Origin of the sequence: Aeromonas sp. 603757, assembly GCF_049171255.1 — a bacterium.
Taxonomy (GTDB): Bacteria; Pseudomonadota; Gammaproteobacteria; order Enterobacterales; family Aeromonadaceae; genus Aeromonas; species Aeromonas veronii_A.
In genome coordinates this window covers 245,827-269,669 of sequence record NZ_JAAKOE010000004.1, presented here as the reverse complement: position 1 = coordinate 269,669, position 23,843 = coordinate 245,827, and the positions used below count along the sequence as shown (strand labels likewise).

Annotated in this window: 22 protein-coding genes and 1 pseudogene; 8 read left to right on the top strand and 15 right to left on the bottom strand. The window is 62.1% G+C overall.

The features are described from left to right. Window positions 1–58: 58 nt before the first annotated feature. The gene (locus G5332_RS06170) at window positions 59–967 is read left to right on the top strand and encodes a LysR substrate-binding domain-containing protein (RefSeq protein ID WP_129503882.1); all 909 of its coding nucleotides are present in this window, start codon (window positions 59–61) and stop codon (window positions 965–967) included. Window positions 968–973: 6 nt separating this feature from the next. Here G5332_RS06170 and G5332_RS06165 read toward each other — a convergent pair whose 3' ends face one another. Continuing rightward, window positions 974–1,909, bottom strand: a complete 936-nt coding sequence (locus G5332_RS06165) for a LysR substrate-binding domain-containing protein (protein ID WP_421249478.1) — start codon at window positions 1,907–1,909, stop codon at window positions 974–976. 191 nt (window positions 1,910–2,100) lie between these two features. Here G5332_RS06165 and G5332_RS06160 point away from each other — a divergent pair, with 191 nt between their 5' ends. Genes G5332_RS06160 through G5332_RS06150 form a run of 3 tightly spaced genes read left to right on the top strand, consistent with a single transcriptional unit; the run spans window position 2,101 to window position 5,019 of the window. Next, window positions 2,101–2,838, top strand: a complete 738-nt coding sequence (locus G5332_RS06160; RefSeq protein WP_338454929.1) for an isochorismatase family protein — start codon at window positions 2,101–2,103, stop codon at window positions 2,836–2,838. Window positions 2,839–2,875: 37 nt separating this feature from the next. After that, on the top strand, window positions 2,876–3,796 hold the full coding sequence (locus G5332_RS06155) for a pirin family protein (protein WP_421311183.1): 921 nt from the start codon (window positions 2,876–2,878) through the stop codon (window positions 3,794–3,796). After that, entirely contained in the window at window positions 3,793–5,019 is a 1,227-nt protein-coding gene (locus tag G5332_RS06150; protein ID WP_421249479.1) for a CynX/NimT family MFS transporter, read from the top strand. The genes G5332_RS06155 and G5332_RS06150 overlap by 4 nt, the downstream gene beginning before the upstream one ends. A gap of 28 nt (window positions 5,020–5,047) precedes the next feature. On the opposite strand, the gene G5332_RS06145 is transcribed toward G5332_RS06150, so the two are convergent. Then, a complete protein-coding gene (locus G5332_RS06145) occupies window positions 5,048–5,932 on the bottom strand; it encodes a LysR family transcriptional regulator (RefSeq protein WP_227342674.1) in 885 nt (294 codons plus the stop codon). A 101-nt stretch (window positions 5,933–6,033) separates the two neighbouring features. Here G5332_RS06145 and G5332_RS06140 point away from each other — a divergent pair, with 101 nt between their 5' ends. From G5332_RS06140 to G5332_RS06130, 3 genes are all read left to right on the top strand, one after another. After that, the gene (locus G5332_RS06140) at window positions 6,034–6,672 is read left to right on the top strand and encodes an NAD(P)-dependent oxidoreductase (RefSeq protein ID WP_227342672.1); all 639 of its coding nucleotides are present in this window, start codon (window positions 6,034–6,036) and stop codon (window positions 6,670–6,672) included. A 408-nt stretch (window positions 6,673–7,080) separates the two neighbouring features. Then, window positions 7,081–8,124 carry an isopenicillin N synthase family dioxygenase gene (locus tag G5332_RS06135; protein WP_227342671.1) on the top strand — a complete coding sequence of 348 codons (1,044 nt, stop codon included), beginning with the start codon at window positions 7,081–7,083 and terminating at the stop codon, window positions 8,122–8,124. A 133-nt stretch (window positions 8,125–8,257) separates the two neighbouring features. Continuing rightward, window positions 8,258–9,421 (top strand): trans-sulfuration enzyme family protein, encoded by a 1,164-nt coding sequence (locus tag G5332_RS06130; protein WP_227273826.1) that lies wholly within the window; start codon window positions 8,258–8,260, stop codon window positions 9,419–9,421. 109 nt (window positions 9,422–9,530) lie between these two features. On the opposite strand, the gene G5332_RS06125 is transcribed toward G5332_RS06130, so the two are convergent. The 3 genes from G5332_RS06125 to G5332_RS06115 form a co-directional block, all read right to left on the bottom strand. Beyond that, window positions 9,531–11,195 (bottom strand): AMP-binding protein, encoded by a 1,665-nt coding sequence (locus tag G5332_RS06125; protein ID WP_421311182.1) that lies wholly within the window; start codon window positions 11,193–11,195, stop codon window positions 9,531–9,533. A 98-nt stretch (window positions 11,196–11,293) separates the two neighbouring features. Next, window positions 11,294–11,572, bottom strand: coding sequence for a YfcL family protein (locus G5332_RS06120; protein WP_005333639.1), 279 nt, complete (start codon window positions 11,570–11,572; stop codon window positions 11,294–11,296). 99 nt (window positions 11,573–11,671) lie between these two features. Beyond that, entirely contained in the window at window positions 11,672–12,787 is a 1,116-nt protein-coding gene (locus G5332_RS06115; protein ID WP_421209253.1) for an ATP-NAD kinase family protein, read from the bottom strand. A gap of 120 nt (window positions 12,788–12,907) precedes the next feature. Between G5332_RS06115 and G5332_RS06110 the strand changes: the two genes are divergently transcribed. Beyond that, the gene (locus G5332_RS06110; RefSeq protein ID WP_421311181.1) at window positions 12,908–13,636 is read left to right on the top strand and encodes a TerC family protein; all 729 of its coding nucleotides are present in this window, start codon (window positions 12,908–12,910) and stop codon (window positions 13,634–13,636) included. A 72-nt stretch (window positions 13,637–13,708) separates the two neighbouring features. Here the strand turns inward: G5332_RS06110 and G5332_RS06105 are convergent, their stop codons facing one another. From G5332_RS06105 to G5332_RS06060, 10 genes and pseudogenes are all read right to left on the bottom strand, one after another. Continuing rightward, window positions 13,709–14,197 carry an OmpA family protein gene (locus tag G5332_RS06105; RefSeq protein ID WP_421212114.1) on the bottom strand — a complete coding sequence of 163 codons (489 nt, stop codon included), beginning with the start codon at window positions 14,195–14,197 and terminating at the stop codon, window positions 13,709–13,711. Window positions 14,198–14,222: 25 nt separating this feature from the next. Continuing rightward, window positions 14,223–15,464, bottom strand: a complete 1,242-nt coding sequence (locus tag G5332_RS06100) for a diguanylate cyclase domain-containing protein (RefSeq protein ID WP_421311180.1) — start codon at window positions 15,462–15,464, stop codon at window positions 14,223–14,225. Further along, complete coding sequence (locus G5332_RS06095) at window positions 15,461–16,018, bottom strand: YfiR family protein (RefSeq protein ID WP_227342662.1); 558 nt, start codon at window positions 16,016–16,018, stop codon at window positions 15,461–15,463. The genes G5332_RS06100 and G5332_RS06095 overlap by 4 nt, the downstream gene beginning before the upstream one ends. Window positions 16,019–16,206: 188 nt before the next feature. Continuing rightward, on the bottom strand, window positions 16,207–17,754 hold the full coding sequence (gene tyrR / locus G5332_RS06090; RefSeq protein WP_005333656.1) for a transcriptional regulator TyrR: 1,548 nt from the start codon (window positions 17,752–17,754) through the stop codon (window positions 16,207–16,209). Between the two features lie 154 nt (window positions 17,755–17,908). After that, a pseudogene (locus G5332_RS06085) lies at window positions 17,909–18,391 on the bottom strand (4a-hydroxytetrahydrobiopterin dehydratase); the annotation flags it as partial. Window positions 18,392–18,454: 63 nt separating this feature from the next. Further along, complete coding sequence (phhA, locus tag G5332_RS06080; protein WP_227342660.1) at window positions 18,455–19,249, bottom strand: phenylalanine 4-monooxygenase; 795 nt, start codon at window positions 19,247–19,249, stop codon at window positions 18,455–18,457. Window positions 19,250–19,402: 153 nt separating this feature from the next. Further along, on the bottom strand, window positions 19,403–20,833 hold the full coding sequence (locus tag G5332_RS06075) for a gamma-aminobutyraldehyde dehydrogenase (protein WP_421311179.1): 1,431 nt from the start codon (window positions 20,831–20,833) through the stop codon (window positions 19,403–19,405). Between the two features lie 29 nt (window positions 20,834–20,862). Beyond that, window positions 20,863–21,690, bottom strand: coding sequence for an ABC transporter permease (locus tag G5332_RS06070; RefSeq protein ID WP_421311178.1), 828 nt, complete (start codon window positions 21,688–21,690; stop codon window positions 20,863–20,865). 35 nt (window positions 21,691–21,725) lie between these two features. After that, entirely contained in the window at window positions 21,726–22,694 is a 969-nt protein-coding gene (locus G5332_RS06065) for an ABC transporter permease (RefSeq protein ID WP_005346227.1), read from the bottom strand. Beyond that, a complete protein-coding gene (locus G5332_RS06060) occupies window positions 22,691–23,704 on the bottom strand; it encodes an ABC transporter ATP-binding protein (RefSeq protein ID WP_139407866.1) in 1,014 nt (337 codons plus the stop codon). The genes G5332_RS06065 and G5332_RS06060 overlap by 4 nt, the downstream gene beginning before the upstream one ends. Between the last annotated feature and the right edge of the window lie 139 nt (window positions 23,705–23,843).

Here is a 23,843-nt window from a genome sequence, read left to right as displayed (position 1 = left end):
GCAGGCCACCGCCGACCGTAACCTCAGCGCCAGACGCAATCTCACAAGGAGCCATCTTATGGCAGTGCCAAGCAATGCAGGGATAGAGATCAAACACTTGAAAACATTGACCGCGCTGGCCGAGCAGGGCTCGCTGGCCGGTGCGGCGCTGACCCTCAACCTTACCCAGTCCGCCCTCTCCCACCAGCTCAAAGAGCTGGAGACCCGCCTCAATCTGGAGCTCTACCTGCGCAAAAGTCGCCCGCTGGTGCTAACCGCAGCAGGCAGCCAGCTGCTCGCCCTCGCCCGTCAGGTATTGCCCGCTCTGGCCCAGACCGAGAAACAGTTGCAAGCCCTGCAGAGCGGCGATGCGGGCAGGCTGCATCTGGCGCTCGATTGCCACAGCTGCATCCAATGGCTGTTGCCGCTGTTGCCCGATTTTCGCCGCCAGTGGCCCGGGGTGGATCTGGAGGTGGAGTCGGTGCCGGGCTTTGATGCCATCAATGCCCTGCTCGGCGGCCAGCTCGATCTGCTGCTCACCTCGGACGTGCAGGCCCGCGGCGATCTCCACTTCGAGCCGCTGTTTGCCTTCGATCTGACTCTGGTGATGGCGCCGGATCATCCCCTCTGCCACCAGAGCCACATCGAGCCGGGCGATCTGGGGCCGGAGGTGCTGCTGGTCTATCCGGTGGAGCGCAGCCGCATGGATATCTTCAGCCGCTTTTTGCAACCCGCCGGGGTGGAGCCCGCCCGCTGCAAGCCGGTGGACAACACCTCGGTGATGCTGCAGATGGCCGCCGCCGGCCTCGGGGTTGCCGCCTTGCCACGCTGGGCCAGCGACGAGTTTGTCAGACAGGGGATGCTCTGCGCCCGACCCCTCGGGAGCGGTATCCGTCGCCATATGTACGGCGCGGTGCGGGCCGCCGATCGGGATCAAGCCTGCCTGCAGAGCCTGTTCGAGCGCATTCGCCGCAAGATGGAGGGATAGCCCTCCTCAGCGTGGCTGACCGACCTCTGCCAGCAGTGCAGGCAACTGCGCCTTGATAAAGTCGATGAGGGCCCTGACCGCCGGTGACAGACCGCGCCGCGCGGGATAGAGCATCACCAGCTTGCCATCTTTGGGACGCCACTCGGGCAGCAGTTGTTGCAGCAGCCCATCCTCCAGCTCATTGACGCAGGCGTAAAGTGGCAAGCCCACCATTCCTAGCCCCGCCAGCGCCGCCTGTTTGAGGGTTTGCACATTGTCGCTGCGCAGCAGCACATTGACCGCAACCTCCTCACTCTCCCCACTGTCGTGCCGCAGCCGCAGCAGATCGGCCTGACGCTCCAGCGAGCTGAAAAGCAGGGCATCCTCTCCTTCCAGCTGGCGTGGATGCGCCAGCGCATTGTGGCGCGAGAGCCACGCCGGGGTCGCCAGCACGCCCCACTGCACCGTACAGAGCGGCACCTGCACCAGGCTGGAGGGGGGCTGCTCAAAGGCCACCCCGCGGATCACCACATCCAGCCCCTCCTCCAGCAGATCCACCTGCCGATTGCTGGCTTGCACGGCGAGCCTCACCTTGGGGTATTGCGCCATAAAAACGGGCAACAAGCGGGCAAGCAGCGCATCGGCCATGGTAATGGGCACGCTGATCCGCACCAGACCGCTCGGCTCCTGCTGCCGTTGCCGCACAGCCGCCTCTCCCGCCTGCGCCTCGGCCAGCATCGCCTGACAGTGGCGATAGAGCACCTCACCGGCATCGGTCAGGCTGAGTTGGCGCGAGGTACGTTGCAGCAGCCGGGTATCCAGCCGCTCCTCCAGCAGCCGGATCCGGCGCGAGATCCGCGACTTGGGCACGCCAAGCGCCCGCGCGGCGGCAGTGAATCCCTGCCGCTGCACCACATGGGTGAAGAGATAGAGATCATTCAAATCAAGTTCCAGTGGTGTCATCGGGCAGCCTTGGTCAGGGTGAGGAGCATTCTTATCGTTCCATTGGTGGAACGATAAGAACCTATTTCACCAGATTGTCGCTATTTTTGCAGCCATCATAATGGCCCTGTCCCCATCAGACGGTTGCTGCGCGGCAATCCGCCCCACCAGCAAGGGCCGTTTGACTGTTCCAATATCACAAGGAGTTCACCATGAAACTGCGACAAATCTGCTCTGCCACCCTGCTCGGTCTGGCGACCCTGACCGCCACGCTGGCCACCACAGCGACACCGGCCATGGCCGCCGAGGCTGCCAGCCATCCGACCGTATCACCCAACCGCTATCTGGAGATGCTCTCCCGAGACAATGCGGTACTGCTGCTGGTCGACCATCAGGTCGGCTTGCTGAGCGGCGTGCGCGACACCACGGTGGGCGAGCTCAAGCACAACGTGGTGGCGCTGGCCAACGCCGCCCGCGCCCTCGGCGTGCCGGTGATCGTGACCGCGACCATGCCCGATGGCATGTGGGGCCCCACCATGCCTGAACTGACCAGTGCCCTGACGGATGTGAAGGTGATCAACCGCACCGTCATCAACGCTTGGGACGATCCTGCCGTGCGCGCCGCCATTGAGAAGACCGGCCGCAAACAGCTGATCATCGCCGGGGTATCCCTCGAGATCTGCGCCAGCTTCCCGGCCCTCTCTGCCAAGGCTGCCGGCTATGATGCCCGGGTGGTGCTTGATGCCTCCGGCACCTTCAACGAAGCCAAGCGCACCACTGGGCTGCAACGCTTGCTGGGGGCCGGTATCCCGGTCACCGACTACGCCTCTGCCGCGGTCGAGATGCTGCGCAGCAACGTCGACCCCAAGGCGCACGATGTCTACAGCGCCCTCGACATGCCTTTCGCCACCCTGGTGTGGCAGATGCAAGAGGGTGCCAAGAAGTCGTAACTCGCCTCGCCTTCGGTCAGATGACCGAAGGCTTCTTTTGTCTTCAAGAGGTTATATCGATGACCAGACGCCTGACTCTCTCCGCCCCCGTCAAGGGCCAACCGCTACGCATTGGCAGCGGCTTTGCAGCCAGCCATTTTGGCGAACACTTTTTCAACGGTCTGATAGACCCCGTGGTGATGGTGGATCACTTCCAGATGACCCCCCCACCTTCGAGCCCCATCCCCACGCCGGGATCTCTGCCGTCACCTATCTGTTCGAGGACTCGACGAGCCCCCACGTCAACTACGACTCCCTCGGCAATCAGGGCCCCATCGAACCGGGGGCGCTCCACTGGCTGGCGGCCGGGCGCGGGGCCGTACATACCGAGCAGCCGGAAGGGGCATCGCCCTATGTCCACGCCCTGCAGATCTTCGTCAACCTGCCTGCCCGTCAAAAGATGATGTCGCCTTTTGCCGTCCACGCAGCCGCTGCCACCATCCCCGAATTTCATGGCGAAGGGGTGCGAGTACGGGTGGTCGCAGGCCACAGCAACGGGATAACGGCACCACACTCGGTAAAACTGCCCCAACCCTTTACCCTGCTCGATGGCCATTGCGCGCCCGGCAGCCGCTTCACCCATCTGCTGGCGGCAGGCTGGAATGCCATGATCTATTCCCTGACCGGATCGCTGACCCTGCAGGCGGAGGGAGAGCGGCACCTCATCCCGGCAGGTCACGGGATGGGTGTCAGCCTCTCTGCCGATGGCGGCGAGGCTGTGGCTCTGCAGCTTGAGGCCACCGAGCCCTGCCACTTCGTGCTGCTCTCAGGCCAGGCGCTCAATGAACCCCTGGTCAAACATGGCCCCTTCGTCATGAACAGCCACGACGCCATTGCAGATCGGCTGCATGCCTATCAGCGCGGCGAATTTGGTCAGCTCAACGATGAGTGGCTGCGCAACGGCCAATATCGGCCATGAGCACGCTCGCTGGCCACCAGCCACAAAGCACGCGCTGGCCTCTGGTCTTCCTCGCCATTTTTGCCGGTGCCAGCGGCGCCCTCTGCCTTGGCAAAGTGCCCGCCGTACTCGGCATACTGCGCAGCGAGCTGGGGCTGACACTGGTCGAAGCCAGCTATCTCGCCTCAGCTTTCAATACGCTGGCGATCCTCTTCAGCCTCTTTCTCGGCCTGCTGCTGACTCGCTGGAGTGGACGGCAAACCGGGGTTGTCGGGCTACTGGTTATCGTCACAGGCGGTGCGTTGGCACTACCCGCCACCGGGCTGGCCATGATGCTGCTGTCGCGCATTGTCGAGGGGATTGGCTTTTTGCTGGTCTCTGTGGCCATGCCCGCCTTTATCGTGGCGGTGACCCGGGAGGAGGATAAACGGCTGGCCTTGAGCCTGTGGGCGGTCAACCTGCCTCTCGGGGCGGCGGCGGGTATGCTGCTCACCCCCTGGCTCACGGCGCAAGGTGGCTGGCGACTGGCCTGGCTGATCCTGATGATCCCGCAACTCTCTGTCCTGCTGCTTCTGCTCGCCAGTCGCTCGGCAGATGGGCTGCGGGTCTGGGCACCCCAAAACTCGATCAACTCGGGCCACCCGCTGCGCCAACTCACGGTACTCCGACAACTGACACTCTGGCGCTACGGGTTGGCGTTCATGCTCTACAGCCTGATGCTCTGGGCGCTCTTTGTCTGGCTGCCGACCATGTTGCAAGGCAGCCCCGGGATTGGCCAAAACCAGATCGCCCTGCTTTCGGCGCTGGCGGTGGTCGCCAATATTCCCGGCAACCTGATGGGGGCATGGCTGCTGCGCCGGGGCGTGGCGCGAGATCGGCTCATCTGCTGGGCACTGAGTCTGATGGCGCTGTGCGGCATGCTCGCCTTCTGGCCCGGCCTGTCGCCGTGGTGGGCCTATGGATTGTGCCTCGTCCTCTCCCTGTCGGGTGGTATGGCGCCGCCGGCTATCCTCTCGTCTGCGCAGGAAGTGAGTCAGGGGCCGGTACAACTGGCCATCGTGCAGGGCTTTTTTGTCCAGCTCGCCAACCTCGGTCAGCTGCTGGGGCCCTTGCTGCTGGCGGCCCTGATGACGGACAGCGGCCATTGGGGGAGCGCTCGCTGGCTCTTTCTGGGCGGCTTGCTGCTGGCAATCGGACTCTATCTGTGGCGCCGCCAGCCCATTGGCGGGCAAGAGCCCAACTGACAGCTAGGCCAAGCTGCATTGATATGTGTCAGGAAGTGCCTGCGAAGTAGCTGCGTAGCGCCTCCACCACCCGCCGAACCTTCTCCGGGATCTCCCGCTGCGGCGTGATGGCGTGGATCTCCATCGGCGCCACCCGAAAACCGGGCAACAGTTCGAGCAGACGCCCCTGCGCCAGATCCTCGCCAATCTCTCCCTCCGGCTGCAGCGAGATCCCCTGCCCCGCCAGCGCAAACTGGCGCAAGGGCAACACGTTATTGCAGAGCACCTTGGCCTTGAACCTCACCCTGTGTTCGCCCCCCTTTTCATCCTGCAGCAGCAAACCGTTGCCCAGCATGTCGCCGCAGAGCCAGTCGTGGGTGGCCAGATCGGCGGGCATGCGCGGCGTCCCCTTGCGCGCCAGATAGGCGGGAGCGGCGCAGAGCAGCATCCGGGTCTGCCCCAGTTTGCGGGCCACCAGGGTCGAGTCAGGCAAGGTGCCGACCCGCAGCGCCACATCGATCCGCTCGGCAATCAGATCCCGCTTCTCGTCGTCGGCGATGATCTGGATGGTGAGGCCGGGATGGGCCTGCAACAGCGGCGAGAGGGCCAGAGCCAGCGGCTGGCCCGCCATCCCCACCGGGGCGGTGATCCGCACTTCCCCGAGCAGGGCGTCGCGCACCTCCGAGAGGCGCAGCTCGGTCTCGCTCAGGGTCTGCTGCAACGCCCGGCACCCTTGCCACACCACCTCTCCCGCCTCGGTCAGACTGAGGCGACGGGTGGAGCGATGGAGCAGGGGCAGCCCGAGCAGGCTTTCGAGCTGGCTGATATGCTGACTGACGGCAGAGGGGGTCATGCCAAGGGATTTGGCCGCCCCTGTCATGCTGCCCGCATCCACCACGGCGGCGAAGATGGCGTAACGTCTGAGCTGTTCCATTATTAAATCCAGCTTATAAGTAAATGCATTTTTGAGGTGATTATTAAATCATAAATGGCAGCGTAGGATAGCCCCATTCCAACAGTGAAGGAGAGTTCCCCATGAAGATTGCCCTGATCGGTGCCAGCGGTTTTGTCGGTTCAGCCATCCTGAACGAGGCCATCAGCCGCGGCCATCACGTCACCGCCATAGTCCGCGATGTCAGCAAGGTGGCCGCCCATCCGCAGGTCACCGCCGTGGCGGTGGATGCCCAAAACCCGCAGGCATTGGCCGAGGTGCTCAAGGGGCACGATCGGGTGATCAGCGCCTACAACCCGGGCTGGACCACACCGGATATCTACGACCAGTACCTCAAGGGCGCCAACGCGATTGTCGCAGCAGCCAAAGCGGCCAACAGCTGGCTGCTGGTAGTAGGTGGCGCCGGCAGTCTGGAGGTCGCCCCCGGCGTGCAACTGGTGGATACCCCGGAGTTTCCGGCCGAGTGGAAACAGGGGGCACTGGCGGCCCGTGACGGTCTCACCGCCCTGCGCCGTGAAACCGCTCTCGACTGGCGCTTTGTCTCTCCCCCGGTGTTCCTCGAACCGGGCGAGAAGCGCGGCGGCTATCGGATTGGTGGCGATCAGGTGCTCTTTAGCGGCGAACAGCCTGCCGGGATCACCGCCGGTGATCTGGCCGACGGCGTGCTGAACGAGGTGGAAAAACCGACTCACCTGCGCCAGCGCTTTACCCTGGGTTACTGAGAGCCAGCAGGCGGTTAAGGCCAGAATGCGCGGTCACTCGCCTGTGCTTTCGGTCAGGTGAACACCCGCTCAACCAGAAGGGAGGTATCCGCCTCCCTTCTGTTTTGGTCATTTTTGCCACTGGTAGCTTGCCTCTGGTTATCACTCTCCCCCTCATCGTTGCCCCTTTACCCCGCAATGGCTGCGCAAAAACCTTCAGCCCATCAGGCACCGAATTCCATTTCGAATTTTGTATATAACTAAGAATAATTTGTTGTTTCCGTCTTATAACACCGAACAGTAGCATCCCCTTTATCCCAGATGGCGCCACACTGTCGCGCCATCCCGTTTGCCGCTTATCAGGTCTGCCAACAGCGGAGGCAGTGCAAGAGATGGCGCCAGAGATAACGAAAGAGTGAGGAGGTGCACATGGAACATTCACCACTGCCGATCATCGATCTGGCTGCCCTCAACGGGGCACCCGACCTGCGTCGCCCTATGTTGGCCAGGCTGGCCGCAGCCGCCCGCGACGTCGGCTTTTTCTATCTGACAGGGCATGGCCTGAGTGATGCCGAGCAGCGGGAAACCCTGGCGCTGGCAGAGCGCTTCTTTGCCCTGCCGGAGCAGGAGAAGCTGGCGGTGCAGATGGTCAACAGCCCCCACTTTCGCGGCTACAACCGGGTCGGTGCCGAGCTGACCCGCCAGCGGCCGGATCTGCGTGAGCAGTTCGATATCATGAACGAGGCGCAAGCCCTGCCTGCGGCCCTGATCCGTGAACCCTGGCAGCGGCTGGTCGGCCCCAACCAGTGGCCAACCGCCCTGCCAGAGATGAAAGCCCATCTGCTGGCGTGGCAAGATCGGCTGAGCGATATCACCCTCACCCTGCTGGCCGCTTTTGCCGAGGTGCTGGAGCAACCGGCCCAAGTGTTTGACGACAGTATTCGCGGCGCCCCCTACCACCACATGAAGCTGATTCACTACCCTGGGCAAGAGGCGGGCAGCAGCAGTCAGGGGGTCGGCGCCCACAAGGATCCCGGCTACCTGACGCTGGTGATGCAGGACAATCACTCGGGGCTTGAGGTCGAGACGGCCGACGGCTGGATCTCCGCGCCCCCCCTGCCGGGAGCGCTGGTGGTCAATATCGGCGAGCTGCTGGAGCTGGCCTCCAACGGCTATCTCAAGGCGACCCTGCATCGGGTGGTAAGCCCGCCGCCCGGCGTCTCGCGCCTCTCCTGCGCCTTCTTTATGGCGGCGCGGCTCGATGCCACCGTGCCCCTGCTCAGCCTCTCCCCAGAGCTGGCAGCGCAGGCGCAAGGGCCGGAGAGTGACCCGACCAACCCGCTCTTCTATCAGGTGGGGGAGAACGTGCTGAAAGGGCGGCTGCGCTCCCACCCGGATGTGGCGGCGCGGCACTATGGGCCGGTGGAACCCGCTCGCCTCCCGCGCACTGAAAGCGAAGCGATAACGGCCTAAGCAGCGCAGAGATCCGCAGGCGGGTATATGCATAAGCCACAAGCCGCATGCACATACCCGCGCTGACAAAAACAACAAGCAACGAACAACAAAACAAGTCATGGCCAGAGCCTGGCCATCACGGAGCAACACGATGAAATTCAAAACCATGAGCGTACACAGCGGCCAGCGGATCGACCCCCAGACCGGCGCCCTCACCACCCCGCTCTACCAGAGCAGCACCTTCAGCTACTTCAACGCTCAAGCGGGCAAGGATCGTTTCGCAGGTCAGGCCCCCGGCTTTATCTACAGCCGCTTTGGCAACCCCACCACCGCCGAGCTGGAGCAGAAGCTGGCGGCGCTTGAAGGTGCCGATGAAGCACTGGTGGTGGCGAGCGGCATGGCGGCGGTGAGCGCCATCATGTATGCCCTGGCCGACAGCGGCGATGAGGTGGCCTATATAGGCCCGCTCTACGGCGGCACCGATGCGTTCCTCAAGCAGACCTTCAGCCGCGCCGGCATCAAGGTCACCGCCTACGAGAGCGACCGGGATCTGCTGGCCAATATCCGCCCCGCCACCAAGGTGGTACTGTTCGAAACCCTGACCAACCCCACCCTCAAGGTGGTGGATCCGCGACTGGTGGTGGACGCGGCCCGCAAGGTGGGCGCTATCACAGTGTGTGACAACACCTTCCTTACCCCCTACCTGCTGCGCCCACTGGAGCTCGGGGTCGACGTGGTGATGCACAGCGGTACCAAATATCTGGGCGGCCACGGCGACATCATCGCCGGGGTGGTGGCGGGCTCCCACGCTCTGATGAAGTCGATCCGCACCGTGGCCCTCAAGCACATCGGCTCTCCCATCGGCCCGCAGGAGGCCTACCTGCTGCAGCGTGGGGTCAAGACCCTGCCGCTGCGGATGGATGCCCACCTGCACAATGCGCAGAAAGTGGCCGAGTTTCTGGCGGCCCATCCGGCGGTGAAGAAGGTGATCTACCCGGGGCTTGCCAACCATCCGGGCCACGATGCCCTCGGCGCCTTCGCCAGCGGCTTTGGCGGCATGGTGAGTATTGAACTTGAAGGCGGGTTTGAACGCTGCGCCACCCTGCTCGATAACCTGCAACTATTCGTGCAGGCGGTGAGTCTGGGGGATCTCGAGAGTCTCGCTTGCCATCCGGCCAGTACCACCCACGCCGCCATGGACGAGGCGAGCCGCCTCGCCGCCGGGGTCAATGACGACCTCATCCGCTTCAGCATCGGGGTGGAAGATGCCGATGATCTGATCGCCGATCTGGCCGCCGCGCTGGCGCAGATCTAACCGGGCGCGCTTTTACTCGCCGACAAAACAGCGGCGAGTGATATGCCTCAAACACAACAACGGCCCATCAAGGGCCGTTGTTGTTTGTTGCGCTATGGAAAGACGGGATTTACTCCTCCCACACCACCACCTGGGATGAGGGCCAGCGATCCCCGACCTGGGCGTACTTTTGCTCCAGCAGGTGACGCTTGATCTTCATGGTGGGAGTCAGCACACCGTTCTCGATATTCCAAGGAGTCTTCACTACCAGAATGCCGCGAATTTTGGCATGAGATTCCAGCTGATCGTTGACCCGTACCCGCGCCGCTTCCAGTCTGGCGTTGACCTCCTCCCGATTGCCCTTCATGGCACTCTCGGCCAGCTGCACCAGCGCAATGGGCTGGGGCATGCCATAACCAATCACGCAGAGCTGTTCGATAATGGGCTCCTGCCCCAGCAGTCCCTCGATGGGCACCGGCGCCACATACTTGCCCTTGGCGGTCTTGAACACATCCTTCATCCGGCCGGTGATGGTGAGATAACCCTCCTTGTCCAGCTTGCCCATGTCGCCGGTATGGAGCCACCCCTCGGCATCGATGACCTCGGCGCTGTGTTCGGGGTCCTTGTAGTAACCCAGCATCATCCCTTCGCAGCGGCAGAGGATCTCCCCTTCGTCAGAGATCTTGATGGTCACTCCGATCCCCGCCTTGCCGACGGTGCCGATCTTGTCGGCGCGGAATGGGTAGTTGATGGTGGAGTAGGCGTGGTTCTCGGTCATGCCCCAGGCTTCCGTCACCTTGAGGCCAATGCTCAGATACCACTCAAGCAGCGCAGGGGAGACAGGCGCGGAGCCGCAGCCGAGTACCCGGGCCTGATCCAGTCCCAACCCCTTTTGCAGCTTGCGTTTGATAAGGCCGGAGATAAGCGGGATCTTGAGCAGCAACGCCAGTTTGTTCTGGGGCAGCTTCTCGTGGATCTTGATGCGGAACATGGCCCACAGCCGCGGCACCGAGATAAAGACGGTGGGACGGCAGCGTTTGACATCTTCGATAAAGGTGTCGAGGGATTCGGGGAACGCGATGGTAGCGCCGCCATAGAGACTGCCGCCATAGATGTAGACCCGCTCGGTAATATGGGCCAGCGGCAGGTAGGAGAAGCCCCGATCGGCCTGGCTCAGGCTCACCGTCTCCACCAGCTTCTCGCACGACCAGGCGTAACGCTCAACGCTCAGCATGGCCCCTTTCGGCTTGCCGGTACTGCCAGAGGTGTAGACCAGACTCAGCAGGGAGTCAGGGTCCTGCACCGGGCTGTCAGGGATCGGCTCGTGCGCCTCCAGCAGATCGTCCCACTGGTGGCTGGCCGGCATGGTGTCATAGGGGAAGGCGATGCGCAGCAGATCGGCGGGTACGCCAGCCTCCTGACTCTTCCAGTCATCCAGCTTGCCGACGAAGATCGCCTTGGCCTCGCTATGGCGCAGCACATATTCGATGGTGTCGACGTTGGCAGTCGGGTAGATGGGCACGCTCACATACTGCCCCATCTGCATCGCCAGATCGGCGATAAACCACTGGGCGCAGTTCTTGGAGAGCAGCGCCACCTTGTCACCCGCCACCAGACCGAGGTGACGCAAGGCCGTCACCATCCGCCGCGCTTCATCGGCCACTTCACCCCAGGTGAAATCGACATATTCGCGGTTGATGGTTTGACGCAGGTAGGTTCGATCAGGACACTGCCGCTCCCAGTGATAGAGCATCTCGAGCGGCAGTTTATTGGCAATGCGTGAGGAGGAGGCCATAGTTTAATCCCTGAAACAAAAGGCGAAACTTATTATTAACCTTTCACTAACTTCAGGGGAAGGATAAACTCAAACTTCAGTTTGAATTGTGTATCCGATCAAGCTTCTGCGTCTTGTTGCAAACGACTCCACATCGCCTGCACCAGTTTTTCATCCTCTTCAGAAAGCTCACCTTGCAAGATCGCCTCGTTGAGGCTGCGCAGCACATAGCTCTTGACGTCCCGCACCAGGGTCTTGCCTTCCAGCTCGGCCCGGGCAACGGCCAATGAGATATGACCTCGCAGGTAACCCCCCGCAAACAGCTCATCGTCGGTCGCGGTGGCAACCATGCTGTCGATCAGTCCCAACAACTTGTGCTCAAAATCGTGAATCGTCATGTAACGCAGCCTCATTTGCGGCAAAAAATTCGGGGGTATGGAACCGCAATCCGGTTGATTGCAGCTCTCTGGCGCCAGGCCAGCAGCGTCCTTGGCGTCCTATTCCGGGTTGGCCACCGGGTAGATGACCTGATCCTTGTATCCCGTGGTTATTCGCAGATAACCACGCAACGCCCGGTTTAATTCGGGATCATCGGTGTCCACCAGCAGCGGCCTGCCCGCAAGGGCGGCAAGCTTGGCTTTGGTTGCCAGCACCTGGATATTCTCCAGCCCGACACACCGAATCACCTCAGGACTCAATTGCTGATTTCCGCGCCCGAACAGATGTCCCTGTCCGCCTATCAGGGTAATGATCAGTCGGCAGCGACGACCGCGGATCCGGGTCAGGATCTCGGCGGCGCTGAGATCCTGCCCGATAAGTCGGCCATTTTCCACCAGATCCACACCGAGCAAAGTATTTTCCAGACCGAGCTCTGCCATACAGGCTGCCACCGTGCTGCCGGAGCCCATCAGATAGAGGGTATCGGGCTCCATCTGCTCCACCACACCAGCGGCGAGATCCGCCAGCACCAGCTCTTCAGACTCCTTACCCCCCTGCTTGACCGCCTGCACATAACGCAGATCGCCGGGCACCTTCAGCTGGCCGTAGTGGCGGGCCCGCACCTTGCCCGCGCGAAACGCCTCCTCGTCGATGTCGCGCACCTCGGCATCGATCAGGCTGAGCAGTTCCCCTGCGATCATCCGCGCCACCACCCGCCCGCTGGCAGCCGGGGTCACCCCGTAGACACCGGAGTGGATCTTGCACCCCGCCGGAATGCCGAGCACATGGCAGGACTCCCCCACCGCGGCGCAAATATCCCGCGCCGTGCCATCGCCACCGGCAAACAGCAGCAGATCGACCCCGGCTTCGCGCATCAACTCGGCGGCGTGGCGGGTATCATCGGCCGAGGTGCTCTCCCCGACCGGTTGATAGATGACCCGACAGGGCAACCCCAGCTCGCGGGCCACCGCCTCCCCCATCTCTCCCGCCACCGTCAGCAGTTCGAACGGGATGCTCAGCTCGCACAGTGGCAACAGAGCTTGCCGCGCTCGATCTTGTGCTCTGGGCACGGCACCACGAGCAAGCGCCTCATCCACCACGCCGTCACTCCCCTTGAGCCCCACTGCGCCGCCAATCCCGGCGACAGGATTAATAATGAACCCTAATCGAAACATGCCTGCCTCCCTTGCGATGGCCCCCATTTTTATCTTTTCGCCCCTCTGGGACAAGCAGTGGCGCCCCTGCTAGAATGCGCTGCTTCAATTTTCCAACCAATTTTCAACCAAGGTTCAATCATGCTGGAATGGGTTCTTGATCCCTCTGCCTGGGTCGCACTCGCCACCCTTACCCTGCTCGAAATCGTGCTGGGCATCGACAACATCATCTTTATCTCCATCCTGGTAGGTCGCCTGCCGGAGGCGCAGCGTCAAAAAGCGCGCATTCTGGGTCTGGGGCTCGCCATGGGCACCCGGATCCTGTTGCTGCTCTCGCTCGCCTGGGTGATGCGTCTCACCGAACCGCTCTTCACCGTGCTGAACGAGGCTATCTCGGGCCGCGATCTGATCCTGCTGCTGGGTGGTCTGTTCCTTATAGGCAAGAGTACCCACGAGATCCACGCCACTCTGGAAGGCGCCGCCGAGCCGGAGAGCGTCAGCAAAGCGGCCTCGGGCTTTATCAGCACCCTGATCCAGATCGCCATTCTGGACATAGTGTTCAGCCTGGACTCGGTGATCACCGCGGTCGGTATGGCCGATCACGTGCCGGTGATGGTGCTGGCCATCATGATCGCCGTCTTCATCATGATGTTCGCCGCCAAATCCATTGGCGATTTCGTCGATGACCATCCCACCATCAAGATGCTGGCCCTCTCCTTCCTCACCCTGGTGGGGTTTGCCCTGATGGCGGAGGGGATGGATCTGCACATACCGAAGGGCTACATCTACTTCGCCATGGCCTTCTCGCTGGTGGTGGAGATGATCAATATCCGCTTGCGCAAGCACAGCGAGCCCGACACAGGAAAGTAGTGTCGCCGGATCAAAAAGAGCGCCTCTCGGGGCGCTCTTTTGCTATGCACACGGCGTACTGCCGGATAGAGATCACTGGTTGGCAATCACAATGGCAACCCGGCGGTTTTCTGCTCGTCCGGCTGCGCTCTTGTTGTCCGCCACCGGGGCCGTCTCACCACGGCCACGGATCTCAAGATTGGCGGGCTTCATCCCCACCGAGATCAGCACATCGGCCACCGATTGAGCTCGTTTCAGAGAGAGCTGCTGGTTATAGCTGCTCTCGCCGGTATTGTCGGTATGGCCGTCAACCCTCGCCTTGTCGAGCCCGACCCCAAGCAGGGCCTTGCCCAGTTTTTCCACTATCTGCCGGGTCTGCGGATTGAGTTCACCCACATTGTTGGCAAACAGCACCCGGTTGGCCAGATCCAGTGTCCAGCCCTCATCGGTCAGATAGAAACCTTGCTCCTTCAATACTGCCAGCTGTTCCGGGGTCAACCCCCTGGGGGTGCTCTGACAACCCGCCAGCAGAGAGAACAACAGGCCCAGCACGACCGCCTTGATGGAGAGGGATAGTTTCATTGTTATGACTCCTTTACACCTTGACTCACGCCGATTTGGCGGCCTCAACCTCCTCACGGCGTGTACGTTTTGCCAAATACATGGCTTTGTCTGCCAGCTCGCACAGCTCGCTGGCGCGGGTCCCGGGTTGATGGATGGCAAAACCGATGCTGATCCCTGCCACCAGTTGCTGTCCATCCCGCAATACCACAGGATCACTCATCGCCTGCTGAATGCGGTCGATCACCTCTTCCACATCCTGCCCCAGATGCACAGGTGTCAGCAGTATGGCGAACTCATCCCCCCCCAGCCGGCAGACCAGATCTCCGGGGCGCAGCTGATGCTCTACCCGCCGGGAGAGGGTCACCAGCACATCGTCACCGGCGTTGTGCCCCAGGGTGTCGTTAATCTGTTTGAAACGATCGCAATCGAGATAAAGCAGGGCGAACGGGGCCCCCCCCTCGCTTACCTCGCCAATGGCATGCTCGAGGCGAGCTTCGAATAACGCCCGGTTGGGCAACCCGGTCAACGCATCATGGGTCGCCTGGTGGAGCAGACTGGCGTTCTCCCGCGCCTGATGAGCCTGCCAGGCTTGCAGCTCATCCAGCAGGGCGTTGAAATCCTCTCCCAGTTCATTGAGCTCGACGATATCGGCCGGTGGCGCCCGCATCCCCAGAGTGCGTTGTCGACGCACCGAGTGGGCGACCTGTGCCAGTTGTCGCAGTGGCGAGGTGATCGCGACCTGCATCCGCCCGGCGACATAGAAGGCGCCCATCACACTCAACACCAGGCAAATCACCATCACCAGCAGCACCGAGAGCAAGAACAGCAACAGATACTCGCCATGACCGCGCAGCTCTATGGTGGCAATCTGATCACCTCCCCGCAGCATGGGATAGGTGACCGGCCCCGGTAACAGCAGGCGGGCAAGATAATCTTCGACTGTGGCTAGTGGATTGCTGACGGGACGAACCCATTTAGCGAGCTGTTGACCATTGGCCAGCAAGATACTGGCTTCGGCCACCTCCTCATGGGCGACAATACCGCCAAGCGCCTCGCTCGCTGCCTCTTCATCGTGGAACACCACCGCCGCCTCGGCGCTGTAGCTGATTGCGCGGGCCACCAGCTCCAGATTGTGATCGGCGTAGAAGCGTACTACCAGCAAGGCAATCAGAGTAAAAAAGAGTCCCGCCACGCTGACGGCCGTGATGGCGGCCACCAGATGGGTTCGCCCCAAGCTCTGACGCAGGGTCGGAAGACGGGGATCCGCGCTGACCTGTCGCCTCATGGGACCCCCTTATCGGCACGGGCCAGCTTGAGCACAGCGGGATGTACTCGTACGCCGCTCAGGGCCAGGGCATCGAGGTTCACTTTAAACCGCACTCGCACACTCTGTGGCTCGGTCTGCAGACAGAACACCGAGCTGGTGGAACAGTCGTGGTTGTATTCGCTGATGCTGAGCACTGAATGACCCTGCAAGCGCGCAAACAACGCAATCCGGGTCGGCTCGTCGACGACGCCGAGATAGAGCACATCGCAATTATCACTGATGGCCGGATCACTCGCGTCGTAACGATTGACCTGCACGGCACGGCCATTGGCCTGACGATCGATGGTAAAGAGGGCTCCGGCATACTCCGTCGGCGCCGCCACACACAGGCGCAGCACCGCAGGCTCGGTGGGCCAGCGAGTGTAACTCAGGATATCGAGCACCAGCTCTCTGACCGCCGTCGCCCGGCTCTCTGCGGCCGTTTCCGCCAGCGCGTGAGGCAACAGCAGACCAAACCCTAACAGCAAGGGCGCCAGGCGAGCGGCGAAACGGGGAGAAAAGAGTAACAGCATGATCGGGAAGTGGCCGCCTTGACAACACCGCTGCAGTGGCATAGCGGTTCGGGTACATGTATCCAGATAGTAAGTTGGTGGACACTGGCCTGACAAGTCTCCCGAAGCCCTCCCGCCCGGAAGCCGTGTAAAGAAAACAGAGAGCCCGTCTGGTGACGGGCTCTCTGTTGGCTGGCATCCGGAACAACTTACTTCTTGCTGATGCCATATTCCCGCAGCTTGTTGGCGATGGCGGTATGCGACACGCCCAGGCGTTTGGCCAACTGACGGGTCGACGGGAAGGCGGGATAGAGCCGGGCCAGCAGCTGGCTCTCGAAGCGCTTCACCGCATCGTCGAGATTCCCCTCAAACCACTCGTCGATCAGCGGCATGGTATCGGCCGCCACCGGCAGGTCGATCTGCTCGGGCCCCAGCTCATCCCCTTCCAGCAGTGTCATGGCGCGGTAGAGACAGTTGCGCAGCTGACGCACGTTGCCCGGCCAGCGGTAGGCGGTCAGGTAGTCGGCCATGTTGCGGGTAAAGCGCGGACGGGGTCGCTGCAACTCGCTGGCAAAGCGGGAGACAAACTGCTGGGCCAGCACCATGATGTCTGCCTTGCGCTCGCGCAGGGGTGGCAGCGCCAGACTGAGCACGTTGAGGCGATAGTAGAGATCCTCGCGGAAGGTTCCTTCGTGCACCAGATCCAGCAACTGCTTCTGGGTGGTGCAGATGAAACGCACGTTGACCTTCACCTCCTGCTCGTCACCGACCCGGCGGAACACCCCATCCTGCAGCACCCGCAAAAACTTGGTCTGCAGATGGGGAGACATGTCGCCGATCTCGTCCAGCATCAGGGTGCCGCCGCTCGCCAGCTCCAGCACGCCGCGCTTGCCCTCGGTGTTGTTGCCAAAGGCGCCGGGGGCATAACCAAACAGCTCGCTCTCGGCCACGTTATCGGGCATGGCGGCGCAGTTGAGGGCCATAAAGGGGTGGCTGGAGCGCAGGCTGGCCCCGTGACAGGCACGGGCCAGCAGCTCCTTGCCGGTACCGGTCTCACCGACAATCAGCAGCGGCGCGTCCTGCATCGCCAGTTTGCGCGCTTGCGACAGCACCTCTTTCATCTTGGGGCTCTCGGCCTGCAGATGCTCGAAGCCTCCCACTTCCACCGCATGAAGCGCGCTGAAGTGCAGGCCGACCCGACGGGCAGATTTGAGCACCACCACGGCACCGGCCAGCGCCTGCTTGCCGCGGGCTTCTGCCACGAACAGCGGCATCAGATCTGCCAGATACTCTTCGCCATTGAAACTGAGCTTGCAGGTCTGCGGCTTGATCTCGCTCGCCTCCAGCCAGCGGGTGAAGGAGAACCCCTTGACCAGCGAACCGAGCGCCACCCCGCGCACCTCCTCCACCGGCAAGCCGAGGGTGGTGAGGGCAGACTGATTGGCCTGGGTCACCTTGCCCTTGCTGTCGAGAGAGAAGACCAGATCCGGCAGCGCCTTGAGCAGCGCCTCGATTTCGTGGTGCTCTCGCTCGGAAGGCATGTAAGGGATGGTCTTGACGTCGTAGACGCCGGGAATGCGGCGGATCTCCGGCATCAAATGCTGAAAATCACTGAACTCCAGCTCGGGAAAGTTGAGATAGATGATGCCTGAGGTATCGATTTCGATGCCGCGCAGATCGATATTGTGCTCCACCAGGCGGTCGAGCAGTTCCCGGGTCAGGCCCAGGCGGTCTTCACAGCTGACTTCAAGACGCATTCGGGACACACTTCCTAGCTAACTCTATGAATGAGCGGATAATACAGTCTCGATCCCCCCAGTGCGAGCGCCAGCCCATAAAAATGCGGGCCCGCCCCGCTTTCGCAGGCAGGCCCGGGTCAACCGATGACGCTGGTGTGGGGCGCGATTACCGGAGTAACTGATCGGTACGCGCTGCCATGATGAAGTCGTTGCGGTGTAATCCGCCTATCTTGTGGTTCCACCAGCTGACGGTCACCTTCCCCCATTCGGTCAGAAATGCAGGAAGGGGGATACTCCGCCTCAACCTGTTCTCAGATTATCTGGGCAATTGGTCTGTACGCGCAGCCATGATGAAGTCGTTACGATGCAAGCCGCCGATCTTGTGGGTCCACCAGCTGACGGTCACCTTACCCCACTCGGTCAGAATGGCCGGATGGTGGAACTCCGCCTCCGCCAGCTCGCCCAGGCGGTTGGTAAAGGCCAGCGCCTCCTTGAAGTTGCGAAACGTAAATTCCCGTCGCAGTTGCAGCGCCCCCTCCTCCACCAGCGGCTGCCAGTCGGGAATAAGCTGCATCAGCTCGCGCAGCTCCTCATCGCTCACCTTGGGGGCATCGGCGCGACACGCTTCACACTGTTGGCTGGCCAGTTCGGACATGGGTTACTCCTGCTTGAATTAATGAAAAATTAATGAAAATGAAATAGGGTTGTTTGCTTTTGGTCAGCTCGCCTGTTTGCCAGCGGCAACCTCAAAACGTGGCGGATAGAGGCCAAGCCGACTGGCCTCCGCCAGAGCAGCCATGATCTCCTCCCCGGCCAGCTGGTAGAGATGATCGAGACTCGGCAGCACAAAATAGGTGGGCTGCATGATGTCGATGCGATACGGGGTGCGCAGCATAGTCAGTAGATCGAAGGGTTGCAGCAGCGGCTTGCCGGAAAGGGCATAAGCTGTCTCGCCGATGGAGGATAGAATGCCACCGCCGTAGATACGCAGCCCGTCCGCCGTGGCCAGCAGGCCAAACTCCACGGTGAACCAGTAGAGACGGGCCAGAAAGACCCGCTCCTCCTTGCTCGCCTGCTGGCCAAGCTGGCCATAGAGGTGGGTAAAGTGAGCAAAAGCGGGATTGGTCAGCATGGCGCAGTGGCCGAAGATCTCGTGAAAGATATCGGGCTCCTGCAGGTAATCGAGCTCGTCGCGGCGCCGGATAAAGGTGGCGACCGGGAACTGGCGGTTGGCCAGCAGGGCAAAGAAGCGGTCAAACGAGATAAGCGCGGGCACTGCCGCCACCGACCAACCGGTGGTCGCCAGCAATACCTCGTTGAGCTCCGCCAGCTGGGGGATGCGATCTCGCGGCAATGTCAGTCTTTCAAGGCCCGCCAGATACTCGTCACACGCCTTGCCTTCAAGCGCCGCCAGCTGACGTTCGATCAGGATCTGCCAGGTGCCGTGCTCTTCGGCCGAGTAGTGGATCACCCCGTCAGCATCCGGCTGGTGGGCGGTGTAGAAGGTTGCCATAGCGGTTCCATCCTCTGGCGCCACATCAAGGCGCCTTGCCGTTTCATCACGATTTCACTGTAACGAAATGGCAACAAAAAAAGCAGCCGACCCATGAGTCGGCTGCCTGAAACAGTTGTAAATAAATTGTGACAACCCGCTAACCAATCCCCACTACAGCTTGACCATGATATGGCGCGGCACCGTGTAATCCTCCAGCGCATAGAGGGAGAGATCCTTGCCGTAGCCCGACATCTTCATGCCGCCGTGGGGCATCTCGGAGGAGAGCATGAAGTGGGTGTTGATCCAGGTGCAGCCATATTGCAGGTGGCTGGCCACCTTGCTGGCGAGGCTCAGATCCTTGGTCCAGACCGACGAGGCGAGGCCATAGTCCGAGTCGTTGGCCCACTGCACCACCTGCTCGGCATCGTTGAAACGGGTCACCGACACCACGGGGCCAAACACCTCGCGGCGCACGATCTCATCCTCCTGCCGGGCCCCGACAATCAGGGTCGGCTCGAAGAAGAAGCCGTTGCCTGGGCGGATCTTGCCCCCCGCCGTCACCTCCACATGACCGCTGCTCTGGGCCCGCTCGACAAAGCTGGCAACCCGGTTGCGCTGTCTGTCCGAGATAAGCGGCCCCATCTCCACCCCCTCCTCGTACTGGCTTCCCACCTTGATGGAGGCCACCGCATCGGTCATGGCGGCGACGAACTTGTCGTAGATCTTGCCCTGGGCATAGATACGGCAGGCGGCGGTGCAATCTTGCCCTGCATTGTAAAAACCGAAGGTGCGAATGCCTGCCACCACCGCCTCCAGATCCGCATCGTCGAAGATGATCACCGGCGCCTTGCCCCCCAGTTCAAGGTGGGTGCGTTTCATGGTGCGGGCGGCGCTTTGCAGGATCTTCTGGCCGGTGGCGATATCGCCGGTGAGCGACACCATCCGCACCAGCGGGTGCTCCACCAGCGGCGCCCCTACACTCTCGCCCCGCCCGCAGATGACGTTGATAACGCCGCGGGGGAAGATCTCGCTGGCCAGCTCCGCCAAACGCAGCGCGGTGAGCGGGGTCTGTTCGGAGGGTTTGAGCACCACCGTATTGCCCGCCGCCAGCACCGGCGCCATCTTCCAGGCCGCCATCATCAGCGGGTAGTTCCAGGGGGCGATACTGCCCACAACACCAATGGGGTCGCGGCGGATCATGCTGGTGTGCCCCTCGAGATACTCCCCCGCCAGCGGCCCTTGCAGGCAGCGGGCCGCCCCGGCAAAGAAGCGGAAGCAGTCCACCACCGCGGGCAGCTCGTCGTTGAGCACAGCCAGATAGGGTTTGCCGCAGTTGAGGGATTCCAGCGCCGCAAACTCCTCGGCGTGGCGCTCGACGAGATCCGCCAGACGCAGCAGCAGGTTGCTGCGGCTTGCCGGGGTAGTGCGGCTCCACTGGGCGAAGGCGCGCTGGGCACCGTTCACCGCCCGGTTCACCTGTTCGAACGAGGCTTCGGGCACGGCGGCGATCTGTTCGCCGTTGGCCGGGTTGAGAATGGGTTCGGCCTGCCCCTCGCCGGTCACAAACTGGCCATCAATCAAGAGTTGGGTAGAGAGTTTCATGGTTGCATCCTTGCGCACGCGTTGAGTCATCATTTGCCACTGCCAGCGACATCATGGGTGTCGCGAGTGAGGTAGTAGGCAAGCAAAATGGGGAGAGTGGTGAAGGCCACTATGATGAGGGCCACCACGTTGGTGACCGGCCTGTCTCGGGGACGGATCAGCTCCTGATACATCCAGATGGGCAGCGTGGTCTGCTGGCCCGCAGTGAAGGTAGTAACGATCACTTCGTCAAAACTCAGGGCAAAGGCCAGCATGCCCCCCGCCAGCAGCGCCGTGGCCAGATTGGGCAGGATCACGTAGCGCAGGGTCTGGAAGCCGTCGGCCCCGAGATCCATCGACGCCTCGATGAGGCTCTGGTTGGTGCGGCGAAAACGGGCCAGCGCATTGTTGTAGACCACCACCACACAGAAGGTGGCGTGGCCGATAACGATGGTCCAGAAGCTGAACGGGATCTCCATCAGGCCGTAGGCCGAGCGCAGCGCGATACCGGTGACGATACCGGGCAGCGCGATGGGCAGCACCAGCAAGAGCGACACCACCTCCTGACCGAAGAAGCGGCTGCGGGCAATGGCCCCTGCCGCCAAGGTGCCGAGGATCATGGCTGCCAGCGTCGCCAGCCCCGCGACCTCCAGCGACAGCTGGATGGCACGCCACACATCGGGGCGATTGAGGGTCACCTCGAACCACTTGAGGGTGAGCCCGGGGGGCGGAAACTGGTAACTCTTGCTCTCGCTGGTGAAGGCGTAGAGGAAGATAAACAGAATGGGAAAGTGCAGGAACAAGAGTCCACCGATGGAGGCGTACTTGAGCAGGCCCGAAGGGCGCTCTCCCTGACGGCTCACTGAGCTAGCTGACATGACGGCCTCCTTGCTGCCGGTTCAAAGCGATAGGGTCAAAGCGCATCAAAGGCTCCTAACCGTTTCGCAATCGCCAGATAGATGGCGATGATAAGGATCGGCACCAGCGAGAAGGCGGCGGCAAAGGGCAGATTGCCCGCCGTTCCCTGCTGCATGTAGACCACCTGACCGATATACATGGTCGAGTTGCCGATGATGCCGGGGATGATGTAATCACCGAGGGTCAGCGAAAAGGTGAAGATGGAGCCCGCCACCACACCGGGCAACGCCAGCGGCAGGATCAGGTTGCGAAAGGTCTGGGCGGGTGTCGCCCCCAGATCGCTGCTCGCCTCCAGCAGGGATCGCGGAATACGCTCCACCGCCGCCTGAATGGGCAGGATCATGAAGGGCAGCCAGACATAGACGAACACGATAAAGGTGCCGAGCCGCGAGAAGGAGAGCGACGGGCCACCTATCACCGGCAGGGAGAGGATGGCATCGAGCAGCCACTCCAGCCCCATGCTGTCTGCCAGCCAGCTCACTACCCCCTCCTTGGCCAAGATCAGCTTCCAGGCGTAGACCCGCACCAGATAGCTGGACCAGAGCGGCAGCATGATCCCTACATAGAACAGCGCCCGGGTCTTGCCACTGGTGTAGCGTGCCATGTAGTAGGCAACCGGAAAACCGAGCAGGGCGCAGGCCAGGGTCACCAGCAGCGACATGCCGACGGTGCGGCCGATCACATCCAGATTCTCCGGTCGCAGCAGGGCGACGAAGTTTTGCAGCCCCAGCTCGTGGCGCACCTGACCGCTGAACTCGTCCAGCCCGAACAGGGAGTTGGAGAGCAGCATCAGCAAGGAGCCGACATAGATGATGCCGAGCCACAGCAGCGGCGGCCCCAGCAGGATCGCCAGCAGCAGGCCGGGCCGACCATAGAGCAGGGTCGAGAGGCGCCGCAGCGGCCTGAAACGGGCAGGTTCGGGCTGATGGTTCATGGCAAGACTCGCACTGTGAGGGGCACTCATGGCTGCGCCCCCTGATGGGCGCCGCTCAGGCGATGGATGGCCTGCTCCGGCCAGCTGAGACTGACCCTGCTGCCACGGGCCAGACGGGCCTGCCCCTCATTGGGGTGGTTGACGATGATCTCGAGCTGCTCCCCGAGATCAACCCGATAACGGACGAAGGGACCCAGATACTCCACCTCGCGGATCTCTCCCGACCAGCCCGGCGTGCCCGCCTCAGCGAGCCGGATCCGCTCCGGGCGCACCATCATCTGGCTGCCGTCGCCGCACAGCCGTCTGGCCTGCTCCCCTTCGAACAGATTGACGGTGCCAACGAAGCGGGCCACAAACGGCGTCGCCGGAGCGTCGTAGATGGTATCGGGGGCGGCAATCTGCTCGATCTTGCCCTGACTGAAGATGCAGATCCGGTCGCTCATTGAGAGCGCCTCCTGCTGATCGTGGGTGACGAAGATAAAGGTGATGCCCAACTGGCGTTGCAACGCCTTGAGCTCAAGCTGCATCTGCTCGCGCAACTTGAGATCGAGGGCCCCCAGCGGCTCGTCCAGCAGCAGGATGCGTGGCTGGTTGATAAGCGCCCGGGCGATGGCGATGCGCTGGCGCTGGCCGCCGGAGAGCTGGCTCGGGCGGCGCTTGCCGACCCCGGGCAGTCGCACCAGCTCCAGCATCTCGTCCACCTTGCGGTAACGCTGTGCCTTGGCGACCCCCTTGAGCATCAGGCCATAGCCGATGTTGTCGCGCACATCCATGTTGGGAAACAGGGCATAGTCCTGAAACACGGTATTGAGGTTGCGATCATAGGGCGGCACGGTGGAGCAGGGTTCGCCAAACAGGCGGATCTCTCCGTCACTCGGGTACTCGAAGCCCGCGATCATCCGCAGGCAAGTGGTCTTGCCGGAACCGCTCGGCCCCAGCAGGGTAAAGAATTCCCCTGAGGGGATCTGGAAAGAGATGTCATCGACCGCCTTCACCTCGCCATAGTGGCGGCTGACCCGGTCAAATTGTACGGCGTTCATGGGGCGTCCTTGTCTGTACTGGAATGAGCCGAACTCCTGTCCGGCCCGCTTGATTATCCGGTCTAGGCAGTCGTGCAGAGGAGGCGCAGCTCCCCTGCCGTTGGCAAGGTGGCAGTGGTTCCGACCACCTTGCTCACGC